A 22,799-nucleotide genomic window follows, 5' to 3' on the forward strand; every position below is an offset into this window, starting at 1 on the left:
GGCTCCTTTCAGGAAATCGGGTGGTGGATCGTGACGAGCTTGCGTCCGTCCGGGAAAGTGGCCTCGACCTGCACGTCGGTCAGCATTTCGGTGACGCCGTCCATGACCTCTTCGCGGGCGAGGACCTCGCGGCCCTTCACCATGAGGTCGGCGACGTCGGCGCCTTCGCGTGCCCGTTCGATCACCCAGGTGGACAACAGGGCAACGGCTTCGGGGTAGTTCAGTCGGACGCCGCGGTCCCGCCGGTCGCGCGCCACCATGCCGGCGACGGCCAGAAGGAGTTTCTCGGTATCGGCGGGAGTCAGCTGCATATGTCGTTCTTTCGTGCGAGTCGGCGGTCGTGCACTCGATGCCGATCATGCGCGGCTCTTGTTTCGCGGACGTTACCCCCGCGTATCGCGGAGAAATCCGGACGTATCGACCTCAGAAGTGCTGCCGCACTGCGTGACCCCGGCAACACCGCAGTGGGATGCCGCCACCGCCGTCCATGGCCGGACAGACCTACGGCCGTTCCCGATCGATCGGAAACGGCCGTAGGTCAGCGATATTCGAGGCGTTCGTCGCTAGGACGGAACGGAGACCTCCTGATATCCCGCGAGGATCTCGTCGGTGTGTTCTCCGTGCAGCGGCGGTGCCGACCGCAGCGGCGGTCGTGCCCCCCCGAAATTGACCGGGAACGCGATCTGTTCGAGAGGCCCGGACGCATGGTCGACGGTGCCGACCATGCCGATCGCGGCGGTGTGCGGATCGCTGTAGATCTCGTCGAGATGCCGGATGGGGGATACCGGCACGCCATGTTCCTCGAGGACCCGGCACCAATATTCGACCGTCCCGATGGCGAATGCCTCGGTGAGGACCTCGTCGAGTTCGTCGCGATGCTCGATGCGATCACGGTTGTGGAGGAACCGTGCATCGGTCACGAGCTCGGGTCGGCCCAGCGTCACGCACAGCTTCTCCCACAGCCCGTCGTTCCCCACCGCGACGACGAAGTATCCGTCGCTCGCCGGATATGCCTGGTAGGGAGCGAGATTGGGGTGCGCCGAGCCCAGAGCGTGCGGTCGCTCCCGCGTGGCGAAATAGTTCGTGGCCCAGTTGACGTGCATCGCCAGCTGGCATTCGAACAGCGAGGTGGTGACGTACTGGCCGCGACCGGTGCGAGTGCGTTCGACCAGCGCGGCGAGTACCCCGATCACCCCGAACAGTGCTGCACCGAGATCGCCCATCGCGTATCCGGCCTTCATCGGCGCGCCACCGGGTTCACCGGTCAGCGACATCAGACCGCCGGCGGCCTGAGCGACCATGTCGTAGCCGGGCTGGTCGGCCAGCGGTCCCTCGTCACCGAAGGCCGAGATGTGCAGGACGATCAGGTGCGGGTGCTGTTCGGACAGAGCGCGGTAATCGAAGATCTTCTGCAGACCGCTGCCGGGTTTGAAGTTCTCGACCACGACGTCGGCGTCGGCGAGCATCCGGTGCACGATCCGCTGTCCCTCCTCCGACTTGAGGTCGATCGTCACCGACTTCTTGCCGCGGTTGACCGCGAGGTAGTAGGTGGCGTCGTCGCCGACGAAGGGTGGCCCCCACACCCGGGTGGGGTCGCCGCCCTGGGGGTGCTCGACCTTGGTGACATCGGCGCCGAGGTCGGAGAACGACATGGTCGCGTACGGTCCGGCGAGGATTTTCGACAGGTCGAGGACCTTGATGCCGGCGAGCGGGGCCGGGCCGGTGGGATGCGTGCTCACGAGCGGGCTCCTGTCAGTGCAGTCGGTGCCGCATCGGCGGCGGTGCTCGGCGCCGCGGCGGCCGCGACGGACGGGTCGACGTCCGTGCCGTCGGCGATCACGGCGAGGTGGTCGAGAGCGACGGCATTCGGTTCACCGGCCAGGCCGTCGAGGTAGGCATGGGCGACGAGCAACGACCGGTGGCCGAGACCGCGCGCGATGCGGTGCGACGCCAGGTCCACGAGCAGGGTCGCCATCACCGTCCGTGCGAGATCGTCGGTGTAGGTCGCGCAGCGGGTTTGCGCGTGCGTGTCGTCGCCGGCGAGCAGGTCTTCGCCGCGCGCCTCGAGCGCATCCCAGCGTTCCCGCAGTGCTGCGACGACCGGGGCGCACTCCGGATGCGCCGCGTGGAGCAGTGTGCGCTGCGCGTCGGCCAGGACCCGGTGCGCGCCGTTCTTGCGCATCGACCGCAGCACGTCGAGCGCGATGACATTGCTCGAACCCTCCCAGATCGATCCGAGGTGTGAGTCGCGCACGAGGCGGGCGAACACCCGGTCCTCGATGTAGCCGCTGCCACCCCGGATCTCCATCGCCTCACCGGTGACGGTGCGGGCGCGCTTGCAGATGTAGTGCTTGGCGACGGGCGTGAGGATCCGGACGACACTGCGGGCCTGCGCGTCACCGTGGTCGGCGCGATCGAGGGTCGCACCGCTGTAGGCGACGAGCGCGAGAGCGGCCTCGGCGTCGAGCAGCAGCGGCAGCAGGGTGGCGCGCATGAGCGGCTGGTCGAACAGGGACTTCCCGAAGACCACCCGATCCCTCGTGTGAGCGACGGCGTCGCGCACGGCGCGCCGGATCAGGGCGCTCGAGCGCATCGCGTTCGACAGGCGGGAGGTGTTCAGCATTTCCGTCATCTGCCGGAATCCACGGTCGAGGTCGCCGACCTGCAGCGCGTACGCCCCGTGCAGGGTGACCTCGCCGCTGGGCATCGATCGCGTGCCGAGCTTGTCCTTGAGACGGTCGATCGTGTACGAGTTCCGGCTCCCGTCGGGAAGCCGCTCGGGCAGCATGAACATTCCGACGCCGCGGGTCGAGTTCTCGTCGCCGCCGGGGAACCGGGCGAGGGTGATCACGACATCGGCGTCCGGGTTGGAGGCGAACCACTTGCGTCCGGTCAAGCGCCATGCGTTGCCGTCGAATTCGGCGCGGGTCTCGGTTTTCGCGATATCGGTGCCCGCCTGGGTCTCGGTCATGAACATCGCCCCCGTCAGAGCGGTGGCCGGATCGGTGGAGGTCAGGCCGTCGATCCACGGGCCGAACACCTCGGGGTCGCCGAACATCCGCAGGGTGCGCGCGGCGGCATCGGTCATCGACACCGGGCAGGCGAGGCCGAACTCGGCCTGCACGAACAGATATGACGCGAGGTACTTGACGAGATGCGGGGGCGTGTCCGTCCAACCGTGGATCGGGCGGTGCGACAGTGCCGAGAGACCGTATTCGCTGTAGGCGGCGCGGCACAGTTCGAGATAGGCGGGGTGGTACTCGATGCGGTCGATGCGCTCGCCGTCGGGGTCGTACCGGTGCAGCACCGGCGGATGGGCGTTCGCCGTGGCCGCGAGCGCGTCGAGACGGTCGGCGGCATCGGCACCCAGGCGCGCGAGGAGACGGTCGGTGAGCGGCCGGTGGGCGTCGGAGATCCAGCGGTCGAGTACCGCATCCAGAGCCGGGTCGGTGTGGGCGTAGTTCATTTTCGTCCGTTCGGTGTCAGGAGGCGTCGGCCGTCGTCCGGGCGGGGGCGGGGCGTGGTTCGTCGGGCTCGGTGCTGGTCGGTGAGCGTTTGAGCAGCGCGGTCATGCAGATCAGGGAGATCAGCACGTATCCGATCCCGAGTCCGACGACCGGCCAGATCGAGCCGGCGCGGTTGAGGAGGAACTGGCTCGCCATCGGGGCGGTGCCGGCGAAGATCGCCGTCGAGATCTGATACGACAACGAGATGCCGGTGTAGCGCACGTGGGTGGGGAAGACCTGCGCGAGGATGCCGGCCAGCGCCGAGTAGTACATCGCGTGCGGCGCGGTGGCGAGCACCATGCCGATGATCGCCCAGGTGAGCGAGCCCGTGCGGATCAGCACGAACATCAGCGGCAGGACGATGAGCTCGGGTCCGAGCATCCACAGCACGGCGCGTCGCGCGTCGATCCTGGTGGCGAGAACCGCACCGAAGGGTTGGACGAGCACCTGCGCGACCAGTGCGAGGGTGATCACGAGCAGGAAGTCCGATCGGGTGAACCCGAGGTCGGTGGTGGCCCAGGCGAGGGCGAAGGTCGTCTTGACGTAGGTGATCGCCACGCCCGCCACCACGGCACCGACACCGAGGAGCAGCGCCGCCGGGTGTGAACGCAGGACTTCGACCAACGGTAGTTTCGTGCTTTCCTGTGCAGCGGCGGCCACGCGCATCTCCGGCGTTTCCTGGATCCGTACGCGGATGTAGAGGGCGACGATCACCAGCGCGGCGGATGCGAGGAACGGAATGCGCCAGCCCCAGTCTTCGAAGGTGGCATCGGACATCGCGGTGAGTCCGAGGAAGGAAAGAGTGGCAAGGAGATTGCCCACCGGCGAACCCTGCTGGGCGAAGGCACCGTAGAGAACCTTCTTGCCGGGTGGGGCGAACTCGGTGGCGATGAGGACTGCTCCGCCCCATTCGCCGCCCATCGCGATGCCTTGCAGCACTCGCAGGGCGACGAGGAGGATAGGCGCCCAGATTCCGATCTGGTCGTAGGTGGGCAGCAGGCCCACGCCGACGGTGCCGGCGCCCATGAGCGCGAGGGTGATGATGACCGCGTTCTTCCGTCCGAAGCGGTCGCCGAAGTGGCCGAAGACGATCCCGCCGAGAGGCCGGGCGATGAAACCGACGGCGAAGGTCGCGAAGGCGGCGAGTGTGCCGACCGCGGGCGAGGCGTCGGGGAAGAACAGTGCCCCGAGGACGAGAGCCGAGGCCGTGCCGTAGATGTAGAAGTCGAACCATTCGATGGTGGTGCCGACGAAGGCGGTCACACCGGCGCGGCGTGCGGCCCGGGTGTCGTGCATCGGGCGTGGCGGCGGGGTCGCGGTGTGCTCTGGAGGAGTATTCACGCTGCACTTCCGAGGGCGTCGAGCGGAGTCGATCCGCGGATGAATGAGTCGTGGATCACTATCACCGGCGCAACCGTGTAAAGTCCAAGACCTAATCGAGCACGATTGTGTAGATCAACTTATAAAGTCGAGGTCGGCATGGAACTTCGGCAGCTGCAGGCCTTCCTGGCGGTGGCCGAGGAGTTGCACTTCGGACGCGCGGCGGAGCGACTGCACATCGCCCAGTCGCCGCTCAGCCAGACGATCCGCGCCCTCGAACGCGACCTCGGCGCCGAGCTGTTCGCCCGCACCACCCGTTCGGTGCAGCTCACCGCCGCCGGTGAATCGCTGCTCGGTCCCGCGCGCGTCATCGCCGCCCAGATCGAGATCGCCCGGACGGTCGTGCGGTCGACGGCCTCGGGTGTCACCGGCGTGGTGAGCGTCGGATTCGGCGGCGCAAGCGGTTACACGGTGATCTCACAGCTGGCCCGGCGCCTCGAGGAGCGTTGTCCCGGGATCGAGCTGGATCTGCGTCCGCAGACCTATACGGGGGAAGTGCTCGATCTCGTCTCGCAGGGACTGCTCGACATGGGGATCGTCGGCCTCCCGGTGCCCCGGGACGTCGCCACCGAGACGGTGCGGCAGGAATCGCTCATGGTTGCGCTGCCGGCGGATCATCGATTGGCGACCCGGGAGGAACTCGACGCCGCCGATCTGACCGGCGAGCGGTTCGTCGTCTATCCCGCCGCCCACGGGTCGAGCGTGCGGGAGATGACCTTCACGGTGTGCCACTCCGCCGGATTCACCCCCGTGATCGCCCGGGAGGCACCGGACCCCTACAGCCTGCTGGCCCTCGTGGGTGCCGGGGTGGGGGTTGCGGTCGTCGTCGCGTCGACCACCGACATCACTGTGACGGGCGTTCGGTACGTCCCGCTGCGGAACAGTCCGGTGCTGCCGATCGCGCTCGCGTGGCGTCGTGACAACCCGGCGCCGGCGGTCCGCCGGGTGGTGGATGTGCTGCGCGCACACGTGAACTGACCGCTGTCGCACCCCGGTATGTGCCCTCCGGGTAGGTCGGGCGTGTCAAGGTGGAAGACACCCTCGAAGGGTCCGACGCTCGAACGGAGGAGGTGAACCATTGCCGGACACCGACGACCGACAACAGCACACCCAGGACGATCTCGATCGTGGCTCTCGACGTCGACGGGCCGTCCTGCAAACTCGTCGAGAAGGTGCCTCGCTCGCGGCAATCGACAGGACTGATGCGCTGACAACTACCGACTCACAAGGACCGCTCGGGCACGGTCGAGCACAGTGTTCAGCGCACGTTCGGCGGCGACACGGTCGGCCGGATGGACGGCCTCCCAGATACCGGACGTCAGCTCCTCGATGCGATGTTCGATCCTTGCCACGGTTTCTCGTCCGGATTCGCTGAGCCGGTCGTCGCGGATCAGGCTCCGAGCGATCAGGGAATCGACGACCTCCGCAGTGTCCGGTACGTAGGTGGTGTCGTGGAGCAGTGCGGGAAGCGCTGGCGAACCGTCGGAGCGTTCGGCGAGGCGCAGTGCGACCCACTGCGTCTCGACCAGGTCCTCGTCGGCAAGGGGATCTGGACGGCCGGACCGATGAGATCGGGGAGTTGCTCCGGTCTGTCCTTTCAACGCCACCACTCGTGGCCACTGTCGCGGACTTCGTTCACGCAGATTCGGAGAAGACCGAACCCGATCGAGAAGGAGACGAGAACATGGGACATCGACCACGGCTCGACGGCACCCGTTACGAGGACTCGACCTTGCACACCGGAAGCTCGAGTGAGCCATGACCACCATCAGCGCCAACGGGGTCGACCTCGGCGTCGAGTTCTTCGGCGACGATGACGCACCACTCGTCCTGCTCGTCGGCGGCACGACGATGCTCTCGTGGCCCGACGAACTGTGCACACGGCTCGCCGCGGGTGGGCGTCGTGTCGTGCGGTACGACCTGCGGGATTGCGGGGAGTCGACGACGAAGGACCCGGACGCGCCCGGCTACACCCTGCGCGACCTCGCCGACGATGCGGCAGCCCTCGTCGACGCGCTCGATGGCAGGCCGGCGCATCTCGCGGGCATCGGTGTCGGCGGGATGGTGGCCCAGGTCGCTGCGCTCGACCATCCAGCCGCGTTCCGGGCACTGACTCTGGTCGGGACGCGTCCGGTCGCACCGGGCCCGTGCGATCCCGACCTTCCCGATCACGGCGCGGCGACGATGAAGCGCATGTTCGCGCTCCCGATGCCCGACTGGGCCGATCGCACGGCCGTGGCGGAATTCGCGGCCGTTCGCGCCGCGGTCCTCGGGGACGATCCCGACGCCGCGTGCGTGGTTGCCGAGCGCATCTGGGACCGCACACCGAACGACGAGCCGTCGGTCCAGTCCGCGAATCAGCTCGGAATGGTCTTCGCCAGACTCGATTGCACGCCCCGCTGGCGGGAACGCTTGCGCCAGATCGACGTCCCGACCCTCGTCGTGCACGGCCGCCGGGATCCGTTCTTCCCCGTCGGCAACGGAGAAGCCATCGCACGCGAGATCCCGAGAGCGCGGTTGCTCGTCCTGGACGATGCCGGCACCGCGGTCCCCTGTTGCGGTGGTCGACGAGATCGCCGAGGCGATGCTCACGTTGGACCGGTAGTTGCTCACGCCGACCAGGATCGCCAGCGCAGCCTGTCGATGGTGATGGCCGGTCCCGGTGGTCGTTTCGCCTGGTACTGCGGGTATTTGCGGACGAGCGCGTCGATGCCCGCAGTTCCCTCGGCAGTGTCGGCGTCGTGGACCGTGGCGATGCCGTCGATGCGGACCCACCACAGCTGCGACCAGTCGTCGCTGTAGTGGTCGACGAGCACGCACACCCGTGGGTTCTCGGCGATGTCGGCGAGTCGACGCAGGCGCCGGGTGGATTTCGGCTTGTCGTCGACACAGGTGTGGATCACGTCGCCGTCGAGGGCGAACACGATGGGGACGAGGTGTGGCTCGCCGGACCCGTCGGCGGTGGCGAGGCGGGCCACTCGGGCATCGGCGACACTGCGACGGACGTCCATGCGCCTCACGGTAACCGGACGGTCAGTGTCGGCCCGGGAGATCGACCTCCGGCACTGTCTTGTCGGTGCGTAGTCCTCGCCAGCTCGGATGCCGGAGGCTTCCGCCCGCGTACTCCCGGTACTCGACCTCTCCGACGAGGATGGGCTCCACCCAGTGGGCGCCGTGGGTCTCCCGTGCCGGCGGAGCGACCGCCAGTGGGGTGGTGGGCCGCTCCAGCGGACGCAACTGCGATCGCAGCTCGCGGCGGGTCGCGGTGGTGAATCCCGTCCCGACCCGGCCGATGAACACCAACCGTTCCTCGTCGTCGTGCGCTCCGAGGAGTAGCGAACCGATGCCGCCGGCAGCCTTGCCGGATCCGGGTACTGGTAGGCCGAAATATGAGAACTTGTCGAAAAGCTACGCATGAGGTGGGATTTGCAGCCGCAGATGCCGGGAGTGCATACCGGGGCAGCAGGATCCGCGGTGCGTTGAATGCGAACCGATTCAGTCAGGTGGTGCGGATGAAAGCCGACCACGAAGGGCACAGATGTCGGCCACGGCCGAGATCGCTTGACTCCCATTGCGTTGGTCCACTTCGTATCTCCCCGCTGATTCGCATTCGAAAGCAGTGAAGGCTTCCTATTGAAGGGGTGGGTTGGGTGGTTGGCATATGGGCGCGGCAAGCAGCGTGCTTACTGGTGTCGCGCAGCAGTAGCTGCTTAGCGGCCTTCGCATAGAGTGTGACGCCTGCGAGTAACTCGACAACGGAATCGACGGTTCATTGTTGCTCGAGAAGAACAGCCTGCCCAGAGTCAGACGGCGGCCTCTGTCTCATCGAATCGGGCACGGTTCTCCTGGATCTCGTCATGATGGGTGCCAGCCCAGTCGATCAGGGTCGTGATCGCGATGAGCAGGGTCTCACCCAGATCGGTCAGCGCGTACTCCACCCTCGGAGGCACCTCCGGATAGGCGGTTCTGGTGACGAGCCCGTCACGCCGCAACTGGCGCAGGGTGTGCGTGAGCATGCGCTGGGAGACACCGGGAATCGAGCGCAGCAAGTCGGTGTATCGAAGGGGCCCAGCGTGCAGCGAACCGACAACGAGCACCGCCCACTTGTTGCCCGCTCGATCGATGATCTGCCGGATGGTCTCCCCTTGCTCCGCCGGCCAGCGGGAGCACGGCCCGGGGAGGGCCGCGGTCCGCCCGGTGCTCGGTTCGGGTTCCATGACGAACGTGATCCTTCCGGTTCCGCACACGCGTGTGCCTTTTGTATCGACTTCGATACTGCCCCATCATGGGGTCACACACCATTGGTAAGAAGCCAGGTCAGGTCCGTGGTACCCGCGGCCCGACGTCTGACAGAGCCCGCACGGTGGATATCGTCGCCGCGGGAACAGGGAAGGAAGACCATGTTCATGCGCGCCGCAACCGTTTCCCGCTTCGGTGGACCCGAGGCGGTCGAAATCACCGAGGTTTCGATGCCTGCACCCGGCCCCGGCCAGGTGCGAATCAAGGTCGGTGCGGCTGCGCTGAATCCTGTGGACGCTGCCATGCGCGCGGGGGTGTTCGGCGGAGGGGAACGGATCGGTCTGGGCTGGGATGTCGCCGGCACGATCGAGGCCCTCGGTACGGGGGTCGACCGGAAGGTCGGGGACCGCGTCATCGGCCTGGCCGCGGGGCACCGCGAGCCGCTGGGCACCCACGCCGACTACGTCGTGCTCGACGCGGAAGCCGTCGCCCCCGCCCCGACCTCTCTGGACGACGTGCATGCCGCGGTGCTGCCCCTCAACTCGCTGTCCGCCGCGCAGGCGCTGGACATGATGGCGTTGCGGGCCGGGCAGCACCTGCTCGTCACGGGCGCGGCCGGCGCGGTTGGTGGGCACGCGGTGGAGCTGGCACACCGGCACGGACTGAAGGTCACCGCGTTCGCCTCCGCCGGCGACGAGCCGTTCCTGCTTTCCCGTGGAGCCGACCGTGTCCTTACCCGCGGGGCGACCCTGGAAGCGGCCGGTTTCGACGGGGTGCTCGACGCTGCTGGTTTGGGGCATGGGGCGATCGTCACGGTCCGCGACGGCGGCTCCTACCTCGGTCTGTGGCCGGGGCGGGAACCCGAGGCGGAGCGCGGTGTCCGAGTCGAAGTTCTGGACGTGCGGGCCGACGGTGTCCAGCTCGCCGAACTCTCCCGACTTGCGGACCGAGGGGTGCTCGTGGCCCGCGTCTCAGGGACCTACCCGCTTGAGCGGGCAGCAGCGGCCCACGTAAAGCTGGCCGAAGGTGGCCTGCGCGGACGGATCGTCCTGATCCCCTGACGATCACTCGCGCCGAACGGGCCTGTTCCTGTCGATGGCCATCGCGGAAACTCGACCGCGACGGTCCGATTACCGTCGCCGCCGAGCCTCAGAATCGCCAGTGCGCGGATTTCGGTTTTCGACACGCCCGCAGCGCGAAGGCGTCCTTCCTCGACGAGGCGTTCGAGGGCACGCCAGGTGTCGGCGTAGACATCGCGGGCCGGGGTCGGCCAGTGGATCAGGTAGAGATCGAGACGATCGAGGCCGAGCGCGGTGAGGCTGGTGTCGAAGGCGCGGAGGGTGGCGTCGTAACCCTGATCGGAGTTCCACACCTTCGTCGTGATGAACAGCTCGTCGCGGGACAGTCCGGAATCCGCCAGCGCGCGGCCGACGCCGGCTTCGTTGCCGTAGATCGCGGCGGTGTCGATGTGGCGGTAGCCGGTCTCGAGTGCGGCGCTGACGGCCGCGGTGGTCTCGTCCTCGGGGATCTGGAAGACGCCGAAGCCGAGCTGGGGGATCTCGACGCCGTTGTTCAGGGTGACGGTGGGGATCGTGGACGATGTCACGAGTCGGTGCTCCTTCGGGGGTGTTCGCGTAGTTCGGGATCAGAGTCGGACGGGGTCGACTGCAGCACGGGTTGTGCTGTGGAGGTCGGGTTCTGTGGATGTGTGAGTTGCGTTGGTGTGGTCGTCCTTTCGCTGTAGTCGGTGGGACAGGACCGCCGGGACCAGAGCGGACGCGGCCAGGACGGCCCCGACGGCGTTGGGTGCCGTGTACCCGAATCCGGCGGATATCACCGTGCCGCCGAGCCAGGCGGCCAGGGCGTTGCCGAGATTGAAGGCACCGATGTTGGCGGCGGAAGCCAGGGTCGGGGCGCCGTGCGCATGGTCGAGGACGTGCTTCTGCAGGGGCGGCACGGTCGCGAAACCGAGGGCGCCGATCAGGAAGACCGCCGCGACGGACACGGTCTTGTCGGAGGACAGGAAGGTGAACAGTCCCAGCACCATGGCCAGGCCGGCCAGGGCGGTGTAGAGCATCGGCATGAGATTGCGGTCGGCGAAATGTCCGCCGACGAGGTTGCCGACCACCATGCCGGTTCCGAACACGGCCATCAGCCAGGGGACGGAGGACTCGGCGAAACCGCTGACATCGGTCAGGATCGGTGCGATGTAGGTGATCGCGGCGAACACGCCACCGAAGCCGAGGACCGTCATGGTCATGGCCAGTACGACCTGGACGTTCTTGAACGCCGCGACCTCGTGGCGCAGCCGCACGCCTGCGGGTCGGGGGACGTCGGGAACGAGCTTCGCGACGCCGGCCAAGCCGACGACGCCGAGCGCGGCGACGGTCAGAAATGTCGCGCGCCAGCCCGCGGTGTGGCCGACGAAGGTGCCCAGCGGCACGCCGACGACATTGGCCACCGTCAGTCCGGTGAACATCAGGGAGATGGCAGCCGCCTTTTTCTGCGGTGCCACCAGTTCGGCGGCGACGACCGAGCCGATGCCGAAGAAGGCCCCGTGGGCGAGGGAGGCGACGACGCGGCCGATCAGCATGACGGCGAAGGTGGGCGCGAGGGCGGAGACGGCGTTGCCCAGGACGAACAGGCCCATGAGCAGCATCAACATGTTCTTACGGGAGATCCGGGTGCCGAGCGCCGTCATGATCGGGGCGCCGATCATGACGCCGAGGGCGTAGCCGGTGACCAGATATCCGGCCGTGGGGATCGACACGCCGAGATCCGATCCGACCTGGGGGAGCAAACCCATGATCACGAACTCGGTGGTGCCGATCCCGAAGGCGCCGATGGCCAGGGCCAGTAGAGCGAGTGGCATGAGAACGATCCTTCGATCGAGAAGAGACGCAGACGCGCTTTACTGGCGTAGACAATAATTGCAGGCGCCGACTAATTGCAAGCGCGGGTATAGTGAGCGTTGCGACAACGTCGGCATGCCGTCGGCGTCACCTGTTCGTACGAGCCGACCCAGGAGCCGACCATGACCGCCACGGACCCCTCGATGACCGCGCTGGCCAACAGTTGGTCGGCGCTGTCGCTCCTGCACGGGCGGCTCGAGAACCGGATCGAGAGCGCCCTGCAGTCCGGCCACGGGTTGAGCGTGCGCGAGTACTCGCTGCTGGATGTGCTCAACCGTCAGCACGACGGGGACGGCGGGCACCTGCAGATGCGTCAGGTCGCCGATGCTGTGGTTCTCAGTCAGAGCGCGACGACGCGGTTGGTCACGCGGCTCGAGGATCGTGGGTTGCTCTCGCGCTATCTGTGTCCTACCGATCGTCGCGGCATCTACACCGACGTCACCGACGCCGGTCGGCGCCTGCTCGAAGAGGCCCGGCCCACCCACAACACCGCCCTGCGGGAGGCGCTCGACGAGGCCGCGACCGAACCCGTCCTGGCGCCGCTGGTCGACGCCATCCGGCAGTTGCAAGAGCAGTGATCGAACATCCGAAAAGCCCGGCCCGACAGTTTGTCTCGTCGGACCGGGTCGACCGTGCAGGTGTGCGGGAGCAGAGTCAGAACGCGTCGGCGCCGAAACTTCGAGCGTAGTAACCGCGGATGTGCTCGACGATGCGCTTGCGTGCGAGCGTGGCGTCGCCGGCGCGGACCGCGTCGACGAGACCGCGGTGCTCGTGACGCAGCCGCACGCAGGTCGCGGGCCAGTCGGTGTGCGGCGCGCCCGCAAGGACGTAACTCTCGATGGAGTCGCGCAGACCGGCCATCATCGCCGCGACGACGAGGTTGCCGGCCGCGTCGGCCATCGCGACGTGGAACTGGGCGTCGAGAACCAGGAACTCGGGTGCGGCCAACTCCGGAGCGTCCATCGCGTCCAGGAGTTCCTCGGCCTGGGTGAGTTCCGGTGCCGGGGTTCGGTTGGCCAGTGTCTGCATCACTTCCGTCTCGAGTACCAGACGTGTGCGGACGATGTCGGAGACCGGGAAGTTCTGCGCCGCGACCTGCAGGCGCATGAGCATCGACATCCCGCCGGTGGGTCGCGAGACGATCATTGCGCCGGCGTTCGGCCCGGAACCGGTGTGGGTGCTGAGCAGTCCGAGGGCCTCCATCACGCGCAGTGCCTCACGAACCGAAGACCTGCCGACGCCGAGTTGTGCGGCGAGCGTGCGCTCCGGGGGCAGATGCTGGCCCGGGCCGAGTTCTCCCGAGACCAGCATCTGCTCCAGGTGGTTCAGCACCTGCTCCCACGCACGACCCTCGAACGACGACATGACTTCAGAGCCTAGTCGATTCCGGATCAGGGGAGCATCCAGGACAGCACCGGTGTGGACTGCAGGTAGACCAGCACGCAGAGGATGACGAGCATCGCGACGCTGTAGCCGATCACCTTGCGCAACAACACCGATTCGCTGCCCGGCTGATCGACCGCGGTGGCGGCGATGGTGAGGTTCTGCGGGCTGATCAGCTTGCCGACCACACCACCGGAGGTGTTCGCCGCGACCAGCAGGGTCGGGTCGATGCCGGCGGTCTGCCCGGCTGCCTGCTGCAGGCGGGCGAACAGGGCGTTGGCGGAGGTATCCGAGCCGGTGACGGCGGTGCCGAGCCAGCCCAGGATCGGGGAGAACAAGGCGAAGATCGTACCGGTGCCGGCGAGCCAGGTGCCGATCGCGACGGTCTGGCCGGACTGATTCATCACATAACTCAGACCCAGCACGGTGGCCACCGTGGCGATGGCGAGCTTCATACGCACGACGGTGGTGCCGAAGGTGGCCACGGCTCGGCGGACGGTCAGCGGGAACATGCCGCCGCTGTCCCGCCGCGCGTAGACGAGAGTGACGATCGCGCCGCTGAGCAGTAGCAGTGTGCCCGGCGACGACAGCCACGAGAAGGTGTAGACCGCGCTGCTCGATGCGTCGCCCCCGCCGGTGAGCAGATTGCCGTACAGGCCGGGCCACTCGATCTCGACGTCGGTGGCGGCGAGACGCTCCGGCAGATCGACACCGACGGTCCACAGCTTCGCAATGCCGAACACGGTGATGACCAGCAGGTACGGGAACAGCGCCATGACGACGCGCGAGGTGGTCAGCGACTCGTCGGCGACGGGACGCTGCGGCGCACGAGCGGCTCCGGGGCCCTCCTTGCCGGCCTGGACAGCGATGACATCGGTGCGGGTACGCGAGAGCTGGTCCTCGGGGGTCCGCGGCTTCCAGACCTGCAGCATCAGCACGGCGGCGGTGAGACCGGCGAGCGAGGCGACGACATCGGTGAGTTCGTACGAGAAGTGGCTCGAGCACCAGAACTGGGCGAGCGCGAACGTCGTGCCGGTGACCAACGCGATCGGCCAGGCCTGCCGGACACCGCGACGACCGTCGACCAGGAAGAGCAGCAACAGTGGCACGAAGAGCGCCAGGACCGGGGTCTGACGGCCCACGACGGCGGCGATCTCGGTGGCGGGGATGTCGGTCAGGGCACCGGCGGTGGTGATCGGGATGGCCATGGCGCCGAAGGCGACCGGCGCGGTGTTGGCGATCAGGACCGTGACCGCGGCTCGCAGGGCAGGCATGCCGAGGGTGACGAGCATGGCGCCGGTGATCGCCACGGGTGCGCCGAATCCGGCCAGTGCTTCGAGCATGCCACCGAAGCAGAAGGCGATGAGCATCGCCTGGATCCGCATGTCGCCGTGGCCGATCGAGTTGAAGATGCGCCGCAGATCCTCGAACCGGCCGCTGACGACGGTGAGTTCGTAGAACCAGATCGCGGTGATCACGATCCACATCACCGGGAAGAGTCCGAAGGTGATGCCCTGCAGGGCGGACAGGCCGGCCAGGGGCGCGGGCATGTCGAAGCCGATGATCGCGACGATGAGCGCGGCGACGAGGGCGCCGAGTCCGGAATACCAGGCCTTGAGTTTGAAGCCGGCGAGCAGGACGAAGAAGGTCAGCAGCGGCGCAAGGCCCACGAGAGCCGATGCGGTGAGGCTGCCTGCGATGGCGTCAGTGGCGGGTGTGAATGTCACCGCCGATATCCGGGTTGCCACACGAAACTCCTGTGGTTGCGCCGCTGTCGGCGGCGGATGTGATTTCGACCGATGTGGTCAGACCACGTGAAAGTACACCATGGTCCGCGTCACAGTCGACCCCCTGACGGAATGTGCGGTCACTGTCCGAAAATGTGCGGCGGATCTCCGGAACGTGTGGTTCAATGTGGTCAGACCACACCCCCGATGCGGAGATCTCCATGCGAATCGCCCTGTTCGCGACGTGCCTCGGCGACACGATGTTCCCGAAGGCCGTTTCGGCCACCGCCCTGCTCCTCACCCGGCTCGGGCACGACGTCGTCTTCCCCGAACGCCAGACCTGCTGCGGTCAGATGCACGTCAACACCGGCTACCAACCCGACGCGCTGCCGCTCGTCGAGAACTACGTCGACGCCTTCGGCGACAGCGGCATCGACGCCGTCGTCGCCCCCTCCGGATCGTGCGTCGGATCCGTTCGCCACCAGCACGACATCGTCGCCTCCCGTTACGGTTCCGCGTCGTTGTGCGGACGGGTCGACACCGTCAAGGCCAAGACGTACGAGTTGTCCGAATTCCTTGTCGACGTCCTCGGCGTCACCGACGTCGGCGCCTATTTCCCGCACCGGGTGACCTATCACCCCACCTGTCATTCGTTGCGGATGCTGCGGGTGGGGGAGAAGCCACTCCAGTTGTTGCGAGCCGTGCGCGAGATCGATCTCGTCGAACTGCCCGAGGCCGATTCGTGCTGCGGGTTCGGGGGCACCTTCGCGATCAAGAACGCCGAGACCTCCACTGCGATGCTCGCCGACAAGCTGAGCAATGTCGCCGCCACCGGCGCGGAATACTGCAGCGCCGGCGACTCGTCGTGCCTGATGCACATCGGCGGTGGTCTCACGCGCCTGCGCACCGGTACCCGCACCATCCACCTCGCCGAGATCCTCGCCTCCGTGGAACCGGCCGTCGCCCCCAAGGGAGTGCCCGCGTGACCGCACTCGGTATGCCCACCGTCCCGCCGCGTGGATCCGGAAATCTGCGCGGCATCAGAAAGTTTCCCGACGCAGCGCACCAGGAACTCGCGAACCCGCAGTTGCGGCGCAACATCGGCAAGGCCACCCACACCATCCGTGCCAAGCGACTGAACGTCACCGGGGAACTGCCCGACTGGGAACAACTGCGCGACGCCGGCGCCGCCATCAAGACCGACGTGCTCAACCGCCTCCCGGAGCTGCTCACCCAGCTCGAGGAGGCGGTGACCGCGCGTGGTGGCGTGGTGCACTGGGCTGCCGGCGCCGCCGAGGCCAACGCCATCGTCACCGAGCTGATCCGGAAGACAGGATCCGACGAGGTCATCAAGGTCAAATCGATGGCCACCCAGGAGATCGGGCTCAACGAGCATCTCGAAGAACGGGGGATCGCGGCCTACGAGACCGACCTCGCCGAGCTCATCGTCCAACTCGGCCACGACAAGCCCTCGCACATCCTGGTGCCCGCCATCCACCGCAACCGCGCCGAGATCCGCGAGATCTTCCTGCGTGAGATGCCGGACGTCGACCCCGACCTCGACGACAACCCCCGTCATCTCGCAGCCGCGGCACGAAAGTTCCTGCGTCACAAGTTCATGACCGTGCCGGTCGCGGTGTCGGGCGCGAACTTCGGCATCGCCGAGACCGGCACCCTCGCCGTCGTCGAATCCGAGGGCAACGGCCGCATGTGCCTGACGCTGCCGCAGACACTCATCACCGTCATGGGCATCGAGAAACTCTTGCCCACCTTCCGTGACCTCGAGGTGTTCCTGCAGCTGCTGCCGCGCTCGTCGACGGGGGAGCGCATGAATCCCTACACGTCGATGTGGACCGGTGTCACCCCCGGCGACGGCCCGCAGGAGTTCCATCTCGTGCTGCTCGACAACGGCCGCACCGCCGCGCTCGCCGACGAGATCGGACGTGAAGCGCTGCACTGTATCCGGTGCTCGGCATGCCTGAACGTGTGCCCGGTCTACGAGCGCACCGGGGGCCACGCCTACGGCTCGACCTACCCGGGCCCGATCGGCGCCGTCCTCAGCCCGCAGTTGGCCGGGATGGACCGACCCGACGACCCCAACGCCAGCCTGCCGTTCGCATCGAGCCTGTGCGGTGCCTGCTACGACGCCTGCCCCGTCAAGATCGACATCCCCTCGTTGCTGGTGGAACTGCGCCACCAGAAGGTCGAACACGCCCGCTTCGGGCCCGAGGCTGCGGCGATGAAGGCCGCCTCGCTGGCCATGTCGTCCTCGCAGCGCTGGACGGCCGCGCAGAAGGCCGCCGGACTCGGCCGCGTCCTCGCCGGCAAGAAGGGGAAGATCACCAGTCTGCCCGGTCCGCTCGCCGGTTGGACCGACGCCCGTGACATGCCGGCCCCGCCGAAACAGACCTTCCGGCAATGGTGGGCATCCGATGAAGGCCGTGCCGCGCTCGCGAAGGCACGCGAGGAAGGACAGCAGCGATGAGCAGCCGCGACGCGATTCTCGGCCGGATCCGTTCGGCGCAGACCCTCGCACCGCCGACACCGGTCGAGGTACCGCGCGACTACCGTCTCGGACGCACCCTGCCGGACGCCGAGCGCCGTGAGCTGCTGGTCGATCGGCTGGTCGACTACAAGGCTCACGTGCACGAGAGCACGCCGGAGGATCTGCCCGTCGTGCTGGCGAAGATCCTCACGGATCGCGGGGTGCGCCGCGTCGGGGTCCCGGAGGGCCTGGATCGGTCGTGGCTGGCGGAGTTCGGTGGCGAGGTGGTGGTCGACTCCACCGACAGGCCCGCAGCCGACCTCGGTGATCTCGACGGGGTCGTCACCGGCTCGGCCGTGACCTGCGCGGAGACGGGCACGATCTTCCTCGACGGCAGCCCCGACCAGGGGCGACGCGCGCTGACACTGGTCCCCGACCTGCACGTGTGCGTGGTGGCGATGAGCGATGTCGAGGTGGGAGTGCCCGAAGCGCTGGCCCGGCTCGTCCCGGAGCGGCCGATCACGATGATCAGTGGGCCGTCCGCGACGTCGGACATCGAACTCGAACGCGTCGAGGGCGTGCACGGCCCCCGCACCTTGGAGGTGGTGATGATCGGATGACCCTGCTGACCGAGCGTGTCCGGCCACGTCTCGGATGGCAGCAGCATGCCAACTGCCGGACCTCCGACGAGTACTTCTTCTTCGCCCCGGACGGCGAGCCACCGAGCATCCGCAGGCGGCGCGAGGTCGTCGCGAAACGCATCTGCGCGCACTGCCCGGTGCTGGCCGAGTGCCGCACCCACGCGATACTCAGCGGCGAACCGCACGGAGTGTGGGGTGGACTGTCGGAACACGAACGGCTGCAACACCTGAAGCACTGATCGCGTCCCGCGGGCTGCTCACGGAATCGAGTGGGCGAACTCCTCGATCAGCGCCGCCACCCGTGCGGGATGGCCGAGCTGAGGCACGTGTCCCGCGACCAGCACTTCCAGATGCGCGTGCGGTACGAGTGCCGCGACGGCCCGGGCGTCCTCGACCGGGACCACGGGATCGTGGTCACCCCAGATCATCAGCGTGGGAACGTGTAGCTGCCGCAGCACATCCGGACAGATCCTGGCGGCGCGCCGGGTGCCGAACGGTGACAGGATCGCCTGCAACTCCGCAACGTTCGCTGCCCTCGCGACGGGATCGTGCGCCGCGTCGACGAGCGAGTCGAGTAGCTCGGGGTACCGCCGGATGGTCTCGCCTTCGCCCACCGAGGACAGCAGGTGCAGCAGCATCCGTCGACCCGGTTTCACGATGCGGCCGAGCAGTTGCCCGAGAACGGGGGTCGCCATGACCCGGACATCGACGGGAATCCGAGCACCGGGCAGCAGCGGGACGGACCCGAGCGTGACCGCGCCCCGCACCCGCTCCGGACGATCGAGGGCGTACCAGATCGACCAGATCCCTCCGCCCGACGCGCCGACGAGAACCGCCGACTCGAGCCCGAGCCCGTCGAGCACGTCGTCGACGAATCCGACCGCATGCCGCCGGAGCCCGGTGCGGCGGAAGTCCGACGGATCGCTGAGACCGAAACCCGGCCGATCCACCAGGAACGAGTGCACCGCCGTCGTGTGCTCGAGAAGCATCAGGTGCGACAACGACGAGGTGTTGTTGCCGTGCAGATGGACGACCGGTAGCCCGTCACCGTGCTCGACGACGTGTGCCCGGCCCGTCCGTGTCGGGACGAATCGGCTCCGACCACCGGCGTCCCGAACCATCCGATCGTATCCGTTCTGCACGCGAGTCGGGTGACCCGGTACGCGCGTCTGGATGTTCATCGTGACCTCCGGATCTCGTCCTCGTCTTCACGATCCGTCGTCGAGTGGGACGTGACCAGTTCGAACTTCGAACCGCACCCGGCCGCCGGGCGGTGGGACACTCGGGGGGTGGACGCGAGTGGATCCGCCGGGTACTGCTCCTTCACCAAGGCCATCGAACACCTCGGTGACCGGTGGAGTCTGCTCGTCGTACGGCAGTTGGGAATCCTCGGGCCGCAGGGCTTCAACGACCTCGCCACCGGCCTGCCCGGCCGGATCTCGCGTTCGGTGCTCGCCGACCGACTGCGCCGGCTGGAGATGCTCGGGGTGGTGTCCCGTTGCGAAGATCCGCACCCGGCCTACCGTCTGACCGACGTCGGCCTCGGGTTGATGGCACCGCTCGGCGCGCTGCGCACCTGGGCGGAGACATGGTTGCCGGACGATCCGGCGATGGTCGAACGCGACCCGGACGTTGTGCTCGGCTGGTTGGCGCGACGGGTGGAGCGCGCGCACTGTCCGGCCCGGCCGGTCGTGCTCGAGTTCCGGCTCCACCATCGGTGCGACCGCAGGTACTGGCTGGTCGTGCAGCGCGGCGCGCAACCGTACGGATGCCTCACCGATCCGCTGCTGGACCCGGCTCGCTACGTGTATCTCGAGTCGTCGATCCCGGCACTGCTGGCACTGGCTCGCGGTCGGGGCGATTGGTCGCGCGCTGTCCGGGACGGATCCGTGACGGCTGCAGGAGATCCCGCGCTCGTGTCGCGTATGGGGGACTGGTTCCGGCCGGTCCCGGAGCGGTCGCACACGCGGTGACCGGATGCGATTTCGGTGTTCCCGACATCGCTCAGCGCGGTCGGGAACACCGAAATCGAGAACGGCTACGCACCAGTGACGCGACCAGCACGGTCGAAATGGGGTAGTCGTCTACGCAGGCGCCGGTATCGGCCGGTTCCCATACTGATCCCGCGGGGTCCTCCCGCATCTCGTATCACTCTTCGGATCAGAGGAACGCATCATGATGACGGACGATGCCGACGGCCCCGTCGAAGCCGAAACCACGGGCCGGCAGATCATCACTTTCACCGAGGACAGCACTCACGAGGAACGCGTGGCCGCACTCGAGGCGATCAGCGGCGTGAACTCGATCGCGTCCAGCGACGAGACGGGGCCGGAAGCGGTACCCGCAGACGAACTCGAATCCACCGATGCGACCCTATTCGATCGGCTCGGGGTGGCTGTCGCCGCCGTCGACGGGTCGCAGGTCGAATCGCTCGAGGACGTCGCACGTCAGGATCCGGCGATCGTGGCCGTGGAACCCGAACACGTCGTCCGTACGCTGGCGGCACCACTCGCCCTGGAGACACATCTGGCGGACGGTCGCAGGCACACCTGGGGTCTGCAGGCCACCCGGGCACTGACGTCACAGTTCGACGGGTCCGCTGTCCGGGTAGCAGTGCTCGACACCGGATTCGATCTCAACCATCCCGACTTCGCAGGTCGGACGATCACCAGTAAGTCGTTCATCGCAGGTCAGGCCGTCCAGGACGGGAACGGGCACGGCACCCACTGCGTCGGCACATCCTGCGGACCGAGGAATCTACCGACCGCGCGCGGCTACGGCGTCGCACCACGGGCCGCGATCTTCGTCGGCAAGGTACTGAGCAATCAGGGCAGTGGATCCGACTCCACCATCCTCGCCGGGATCGAATGGGCATTGGCCAATCGGTGCCAGGTCATCTCGATGTCGCTGGGCGCCGACGTACCTCGGCCGGTGACGGCCTACGAGGCCGTCGGGCAGCGGGCGTTGGCGGCCGGGACGCTGATCATCGCGGCCGCGGGGAACAACGCGCGTCGGCCGGCGGATCCCGGATTCGTCGGCAGCCCCGCGAATTCGCCGTCGATCATGGCGGTCGCGGCACTGGCGTCCGACCTGAAGATGGCGGCCTTCTCGGCCAGAGCCACCGTGGTTCCGGGCGGCGCCGTCGATATCGCCGCACCCGGTGTAGACGTGTACTCGTCGTGGCCGATGCCGGACCGCTACAACACGATCAGTGGGACGTCCATGGCCACCCCGCACGTGGCGGGATTGGCGGCTCTGATCGTGCAGAGCACGGCGAGGACCGGGAAGGAACTCTGGAAGACGCTGGTCGACGGAGCCGAGGTGCTGCCGTTGCCGCAGACCGATGCAGGCGCGGGGTTGGCGACGGCGCCGTGATTCGGCGTCGAGGCGCAGGACCTCGTCGTCCTTGCCGCCGGGCAGGCCGACGCGGCCCTCGCCGCCATCGAGGCCGTTGTCTCGGTGGCCCGGTCGCTCCGGCCACGGCTGCTTCTCGTCCTCGCGGATCCCGATGTGAGGGAGGAGATTCGAAGAATCCCCGACGTGTGGTTGCACAGATCGTGACGAGAACAGTATTCGTCACCGGATCGGGGGTTCCGGCCGATGTCTCGCACCGGTCGGAACCCCCGATCCACGTCTGCCGCGCGCCCGGCACGGCGACGAACGCCAGGAAGGAGGCATTGTTGTCCGTCGGATAATCCGCGTCGTATATTCGATACCGACTATTCGAGGCGCAGCAGTCGCGGTTCCCGAACGCCTCCCGACGATCGAAGGAGGCAGGAGCGGTGTCCGAACAATCCCGTATCGCCGTCCTGACACCGATAGCCATCGCTGTGCTCGGACTGCTCGAGGAGCGACCGATGCATCCCTACGAGATGCATCAGCTTCTGCTCAAGCGCCGGGAGGACAACCTGATCAAGCTCCGGCCGAGCTCGCTGTACCACACCGTCTCCCGTCTGGTGGAGAGCGGATTGATCCGGCAGGAGGGCACCGAACGCGCAGGTAACAGACCCGAGCGCACCACCTACAGCATCACTGCGGCCGGAGCGGAGGCCGTGCGTGCCCGCATCGCCGAGATCATCCGTCGACCGGCTCGCGAGTATCCGATTTTCCCTCTCGGCCTCGCCGAATCGCACAATCTGCCGGCCGACGAGGTCGTCGCCCTGATCGGTGAACGCATCGATCGTCTCGAGGACGATCTCGTCGAACTGGACGCCATCCGTGCCTGGGCCGTCGACAACGACGTGCCCCGGCGGTACTGGGTGGCCGTCGACTTCCTCCGCGACAGAACCGCTCACGAAACGGAATGGTTGCGGCGCCTGATCGGCGAGATCCGTGACGGCTCTCTCGCGTGGCAGAACTTCGACGCCGGAGGCGCGCGGATCCCGGACCCGCCCCGCGATCCCGGCCGCGACTGGAGCGCGGCGTTGACCGACGAGACTCTCGCCGAATTGCGGAGAAGCGCTGTAGGCGACCCGGGACGGTCGCGGGCGTCGACCGAACCGTGACATCTCGAACCAATGGATCGC

22 protein-coding genes and 2 pseudogenes are annotated in these 22,799 nt (G+C 67.6%); 11 read left to right on the forward strand and 13 right to left on the reverse strand.

Features of this window, described 5'->3' with window-relative positions:
* Nucleotides 1-8: 8 nt before the first annotated feature.
* The 4 genes from EQ874_RS23045 to EQ874_RS11370 form a co-directional block, all read right to left on the reverse strand.
* Nucleotides 9-311 carry an urease subunit gamma gene (locus EQ874_RS23045; protein WP_016933273.1) on the reverse strand — a complete coding sequence of 101 codons (303 nt, stop codon included), beginning with the start codon at nt 309-311 and terminating at the stop codon, nt 9-11.
* A 252-nt stretch (nt 312-563) separates the two neighbouring features.
* On the reverse strand, nt 564-1,739 hold the full coding sequence (locus EQ874_RS11360) for a CoA transferase (RefSeq protein ID WP_129976802.1): 1,176 nt from the start codon (nt 1,737-1,739) through the stop codon (nt 564-566).
* Nucleotides 1,736-3,466, reverse strand: coding sequence for an acyl-CoA dehydrogenase family protein (locus EQ874_RS11365; RefSeq protein ID WP_129976803.1), 1,731 nt, complete (start codon nt 3,464-3,466; stop codon nt 1,736-1,738). Before EQ874_RS11365 ends, EQ874_RS11360 begins: the two co-directional genes overlap by 4 nt.
* Nucleotides 3,467-3,482: 16 nt before the next feature.
* Nucleotides 3,483-4,802 (reverse strand): MFS transporter, encoded by a 1,320-nt coding sequence (locus EQ874_RS11370; protein WP_129976931.1) that lies wholly within the window; start codon nt 4,800-4,802, stop codon nt 3,483-3,485.
* A gap of 183 nt (nt 4,803-4,985) precedes the next feature.
* Between EQ874_RS11370 and EQ874_RS11375 the strand changes: the two genes are divergently transcribed.
* Nucleotides 4,986-5,864: a LysR substrate-binding domain-containing protein gene (locus EQ874_RS11375; RefSeq protein WP_129976804.1), complete on the forward strand. Its 879-nt coding sequence runs from the start codon at nt 4,986-4,988 to the stop codon at nt 5,862-5,864.
* Between the two features lie 236 nt (nt 5,865-6,100).
* Here the strand turns inward: EQ874_RS11375 and EQ874_RS11385 are convergent, their stop codons facing one another.
* Nucleotides 6,101-6,496, reverse strand: a complete 396-nt coding sequence (locus EQ874_RS11385) for a hypothetical protein (protein WP_242496717.1) — start codon at nt 6,494-6,496, stop codon at nt 6,101-6,103.
* 241 nt (nt 6,497-6,737) lie between these two features.
* On the opposite strand from EQ874_RS11385, the pseudogene EQ874_RS23160 reads away from it, so the two are divergent.
* Nucleotides 6,738-7,367 (forward strand): annotated as a pseudogene (locus tag EQ874_RS23160) (alpha/beta fold hydrolase); the annotation flags it as partial.
* 128 nt (nt 7,368-7,495) lie between these two features.
* On the opposite strand, the gene EQ874_RS23165 reads toward EQ874_RS23160, so the two are convergent.
* From EQ874_RS23165 to EQ874_RS11405, 3 genes and pseudogenes are all read right to left on the reverse strand, one after another.
* Nucleotides 7,496-7,897, reverse strand: a complete 402-nt coding sequence (locus EQ874_RS23165) for a TIGR03668 family PPOX class F420-dependent oxidoreductase (protein WP_064065421.1) — start codon at nt 7,895-7,897, stop codon at nt 7,496-7,498.
* A gap of 22 nt (nt 7,898-7,919) precedes the next feature.
* A pseudogene (locus EQ874_RS11400) lies at nt 7,920-8,261 on the reverse strand (ATP-dependent DNA ligase); the annotation flags it as partial.
* A gap of 428 nt (nt 8,262-8,689) precedes the next feature.
* On the reverse strand, nt 8,690-9,103 hold the full coding sequence (locus EQ874_RS11405; RefSeq protein WP_129976805.1) for a helix-turn-helix domain-containing protein: 414 nt from the start codon (nt 9,101-9,103) through the stop codon (nt 8,690-8,692).
* 189 nt (nt 9,104-9,292) lie between these two features.
* On the opposite strand from EQ874_RS11405, the gene EQ874_RS11410 reads away from it, so the two are divergent.
* Nucleotides 9,293-10,186, forward strand: a complete 894-nt coding sequence (locus EQ874_RS11410; RefSeq protein WP_129976806.1) for an NADP-dependent oxidoreductase — start codon at nt 9,293-9,295, stop codon at nt 10,184-10,186.
* On the opposite strand, the gene EQ874_RS11415 is transcribed toward EQ874_RS11410, so the two are convergent.
* Nucleotides 10,105-10,731: an aldo/keto reductase gene (locus tag EQ874_RS11415; RefSeq protein ID WP_255161044.1), complete on the reverse strand. Its 627-nt coding sequence runs from the start codon at nt 10,729-10,731 to the stop codon at nt 10,105-10,107. The genes EQ874_RS11410 and EQ874_RS11415 overlap by 82 nt on opposite strands.
* Nucleotides 10,732-10,770: 39 nt before the next feature.
* Nucleotides 10,771-11,997 (reverse strand): MFS transporter, encoded by a 1,227-nt coding sequence (locus EQ874_RS11420; protein ID WP_129976807.1) that lies wholly within the window; start codon nt 11,995-11,997, stop codon nt 10,771-10,773.
* 162 nt (nt 11,998-12,159) lie between these two features.
* Here EQ874_RS11420 and EQ874_RS11425 point away from each other — a divergent pair, with 162 nt between their 5' ends.
* Nucleotides 12,160-12,615 carry a MarR family transcriptional regulator gene (locus EQ874_RS11425; RefSeq protein WP_129976808.1) on the forward strand — a complete coding sequence of 152 codons (456 nt, stop codon included), beginning with the start codon at nt 12,160-12,162 and terminating at the stop codon, nt 12,613-12,615.
* A gap of 76 nt (nt 12,616-12,691) precedes the next feature.
* Here the strand turns inward: EQ874_RS11425 and EQ874_RS11430 are convergent, their stop codons facing one another.
* Both EQ874_RS11430 and EQ874_RS11435 read right to left on the reverse strand, forming a co-directional pair.
* Nucleotides 12,692-13,402, reverse strand: a complete 711-nt coding sequence (locus EQ874_RS11430) for an FCD domain-containing protein (protein ID WP_129976809.1) — start codon at nt 13,400-13,402, stop codon at nt 12,692-12,694.
* A 26-nt stretch (nt 13,403-13,428) separates the two neighbouring features.
* A complete protein-coding gene (locus EQ874_RS11435; protein WP_115311454.1) occupies nt 13,429-15,168 on the reverse strand; it encodes an L-lactate permease in 1,740 nt (579 codons plus the stop codon).
* A 200-nt stretch (nt 15,169-15,368) separates the two neighbouring features.
* Between EQ874_RS11435 and EQ874_RS11440 the strand changes: the two genes are divergently transcribed.
* Genes EQ874_RS11440 through EQ874_RS11455 form a run of 4 tightly spaced genes read left to right on the forward strand, consistent with a single transcriptional unit; the run spans nt 15,369 to nt 18,512 of the window.
* Nucleotides 15,369-16,133: a (Fe-S)-binding protein gene (locus EQ874_RS11440; RefSeq protein WP_115311569.1), complete on the forward strand. Its 765-nt coding sequence runs from the start codon at nt 15,369-15,371 to the stop codon at nt 16,131-16,133.
* Nucleotides 16,130-17,632 (forward strand): LutB/LldF family L-lactate oxidation iron-sulfur protein, encoded by a 1,503-nt coding sequence (locus tag EQ874_RS11445; protein ID WP_016934054.1) that lies wholly within the window; start codon nt 16,130-16,132, stop codon nt 17,630-17,632. The genes EQ874_RS11440 and EQ874_RS11445 overlap by 4 nt, the downstream gene beginning before the upstream one ends.
* Nucleotides 17,629-18,252, forward strand: coding sequence for an LUD domain-containing protein (locus EQ874_RS11450; RefSeq protein ID WP_129976810.1), 624 nt, complete (start codon nt 17,629-17,631; stop codon nt 18,250-18,252). Before EQ874_RS11445 ends, EQ874_RS11450 begins: the two co-directional genes overlap by 4 nt.
* Nucleotides 18,249-18,512, forward strand: coding sequence for a WhiB family transcriptional regulator (locus tag EQ874_RS11455; RefSeq protein ID WP_129976811.1), 264 nt, complete (start codon nt 18,249-18,251; stop codon nt 18,510-18,512). Before EQ874_RS11450 ends, EQ874_RS11455 begins: the two co-directional genes overlap by 4 nt.
* A gap of 18 nt (nt 18,513-18,530) precedes the next feature.
* Here the strand turns inward: EQ874_RS11455 and EQ874_RS11460 are convergent, their stop codons facing one another.
* Nucleotides 18,531-19,454 (reverse strand): alpha/beta hydrolase, encoded by a 924-nt coding sequence (locus EQ874_RS11460; RefSeq protein WP_084422047.1) that lies wholly within the window; start codon nt 19,452-19,454, stop codon nt 18,531-18,533.
* 108 nt (nt 19,455-19,562) lie between these two features.
* On the opposite strand from EQ874_RS11460, the gene EQ874_RS11465 reads away from it, so the two are divergent.
* From EQ874_RS11465 to EQ874_RS11475, 3 genes are all read left to right on the forward strand, one after another.
* The gene (locus EQ874_RS11465) at nt 19,563-20,246 is read left to right on the forward strand and encodes a helix-turn-helix domain-containing protein (protein WP_129976812.1); all 684 of its coding nucleotides are present in this window, start codon (nt 19,563-19,565) and stop codon (nt 20,244-20,246) included.
* A gap of 202 nt (nt 20,247-20,448) precedes the next feature.
* Nucleotides 20,449-21,648 (forward strand): S8 family serine peptidase, encoded by a 1,200-nt coding sequence (locus EQ874_RS11470; RefSeq protein ID WP_115311455.1) that lies wholly within the window; start codon nt 20,449-20,451, stop codon nt 21,646-21,648.
* A 407-nt stretch (nt 21,649-22,055) separates the two neighbouring features.
* A complete protein-coding gene (locus EQ874_RS11475) occupies nt 22,056-22,778 on the forward strand; it encodes a PadR family transcriptional regulator (protein ID WP_064065157.1) in 723 nt (240 codons plus the stop codon).
* The last annotated feature ends 21 nt before the right edge of the window (nt 22,779-22,799 follow it).

Source organism: Rhodococcus sp. Q1 (assembly GCF_004153645.1).
In the GTDB taxonomy this organism is placed as follows: domain Bacteria; phylum Actinomycetota; class Actinomycetes; order Mycobacteriales; family Mycobacteriaceae; genus Rhodococcus; species Rhodococcus gordoniae.

Excerpts from the sequence above, each read along its gene's own strand:
- EQ874_RS11425 (WP_129976808.1), top strand. The coding sequence starts at position 12,160 with ATGACCGCCACGGACCCCTCGATGACCGCGCTGGCCAACAGTTGGTCG.
- EQ874_RS11365 (WP_129976803.1), bottom strand. The coding sequence starts at position 3,466 with ATGAACTACGCCCACACCGACCCGGCTCTGGATGCGGTACTCGACCGC.
- EQ874_RS11375 (WP_129976804.1), top strand. The coding sequence starts at position 4,986 with ATGGAACTTCGGCAGCTGCAGGCCTTCCTGGCGGTGGCCGAGGAGTTG.
- EQ874_RS11405 (WP_129976805.1), bottom strand. The coding sequence starts at position 9,103 with ATGGAACCCGAACCGAGCACCGGGCGGACCGCGGCCCTCCCCGGGCCG.
- EQ874_RS11470 (WP_115311455.1), top strand. The coding sequence starts at position 20,449 with ATGATGACGGACGATGCCGACGGCCCCGTCGAAGCCGAAACCACGGGC.
- EQ874_RS11450 (WP_129976810.1), top strand. The coding sequence starts at position 17,629 with ATGAGCAGCCGCGACGCGATTCTCGGCCGGATCCGTTCGGCGCAGACC.
- EQ874_RS23045 (WP_016933273.1), bottom strand. The coding sequence starts at position 311 with ATGCAGCTGACTCCCGCCGATACCGAGAAACTCCTTCTGGCCGTCGCC.
- EQ874_RS11370 (WP_129976931.1), bottom strand. The coding sequence starts at position 4,802 with ATGCACGACACCCGGGCCGCACGCCGCGCCGGTGTGACCGCCTTCGTC.
- EQ874_RS11460 (WP_084422047.1), bottom strand. The coding sequence starts at position 19,454 with ATGAACATCCAGACGCGCGTACCGGGTCACCCGACTCGCGTGCAGAAC.
- EQ874_RS11420 (WP_129976807.1), bottom strand. The coding sequence starts at position 11,997 with ATGCCACTCGCTCTACTGGCCCTGGCCATCGGCGCCTTCGGGATCGGC.
- EQ874_RS11410 (WP_129976806.1), top strand. The coding sequence starts at position 9,293 with ATGCGCGCCGCAACCGTTTCCCGCTTCGGTGGACCCGAGGCGGTCGAA.
- EQ874_RS23165 (WP_064065421.1), bottom strand. The coding sequence starts at position 7,897 with ATGGACGTCCGTCGCAGTGTCGCCGATGCCCGAGTGGCCCGCCTCGCC.
- EQ874_RS11440 (WP_115311569.1), top strand. The coding sequence starts at position 15,369 with ATGCGAATCGCCCTGTTCGCGACGTGCCTCGGCGACACGATGTTCCCG.
- EQ874_RS11455 (WP_129976811.1), top strand. The coding sequence starts at position 18,249 with ATGACCCTGCTGACCGAGCGTGTCCGGCCACGTCTCGGATGGCAGCAG.
- EQ874_RS11430 (WP_129976809.1), bottom strand. The coding sequence starts at position 13,402 with ATGTCGTCGTTCGAGGGTCGTGCGTGGGAGCAGGTGCTGAACCACCTG.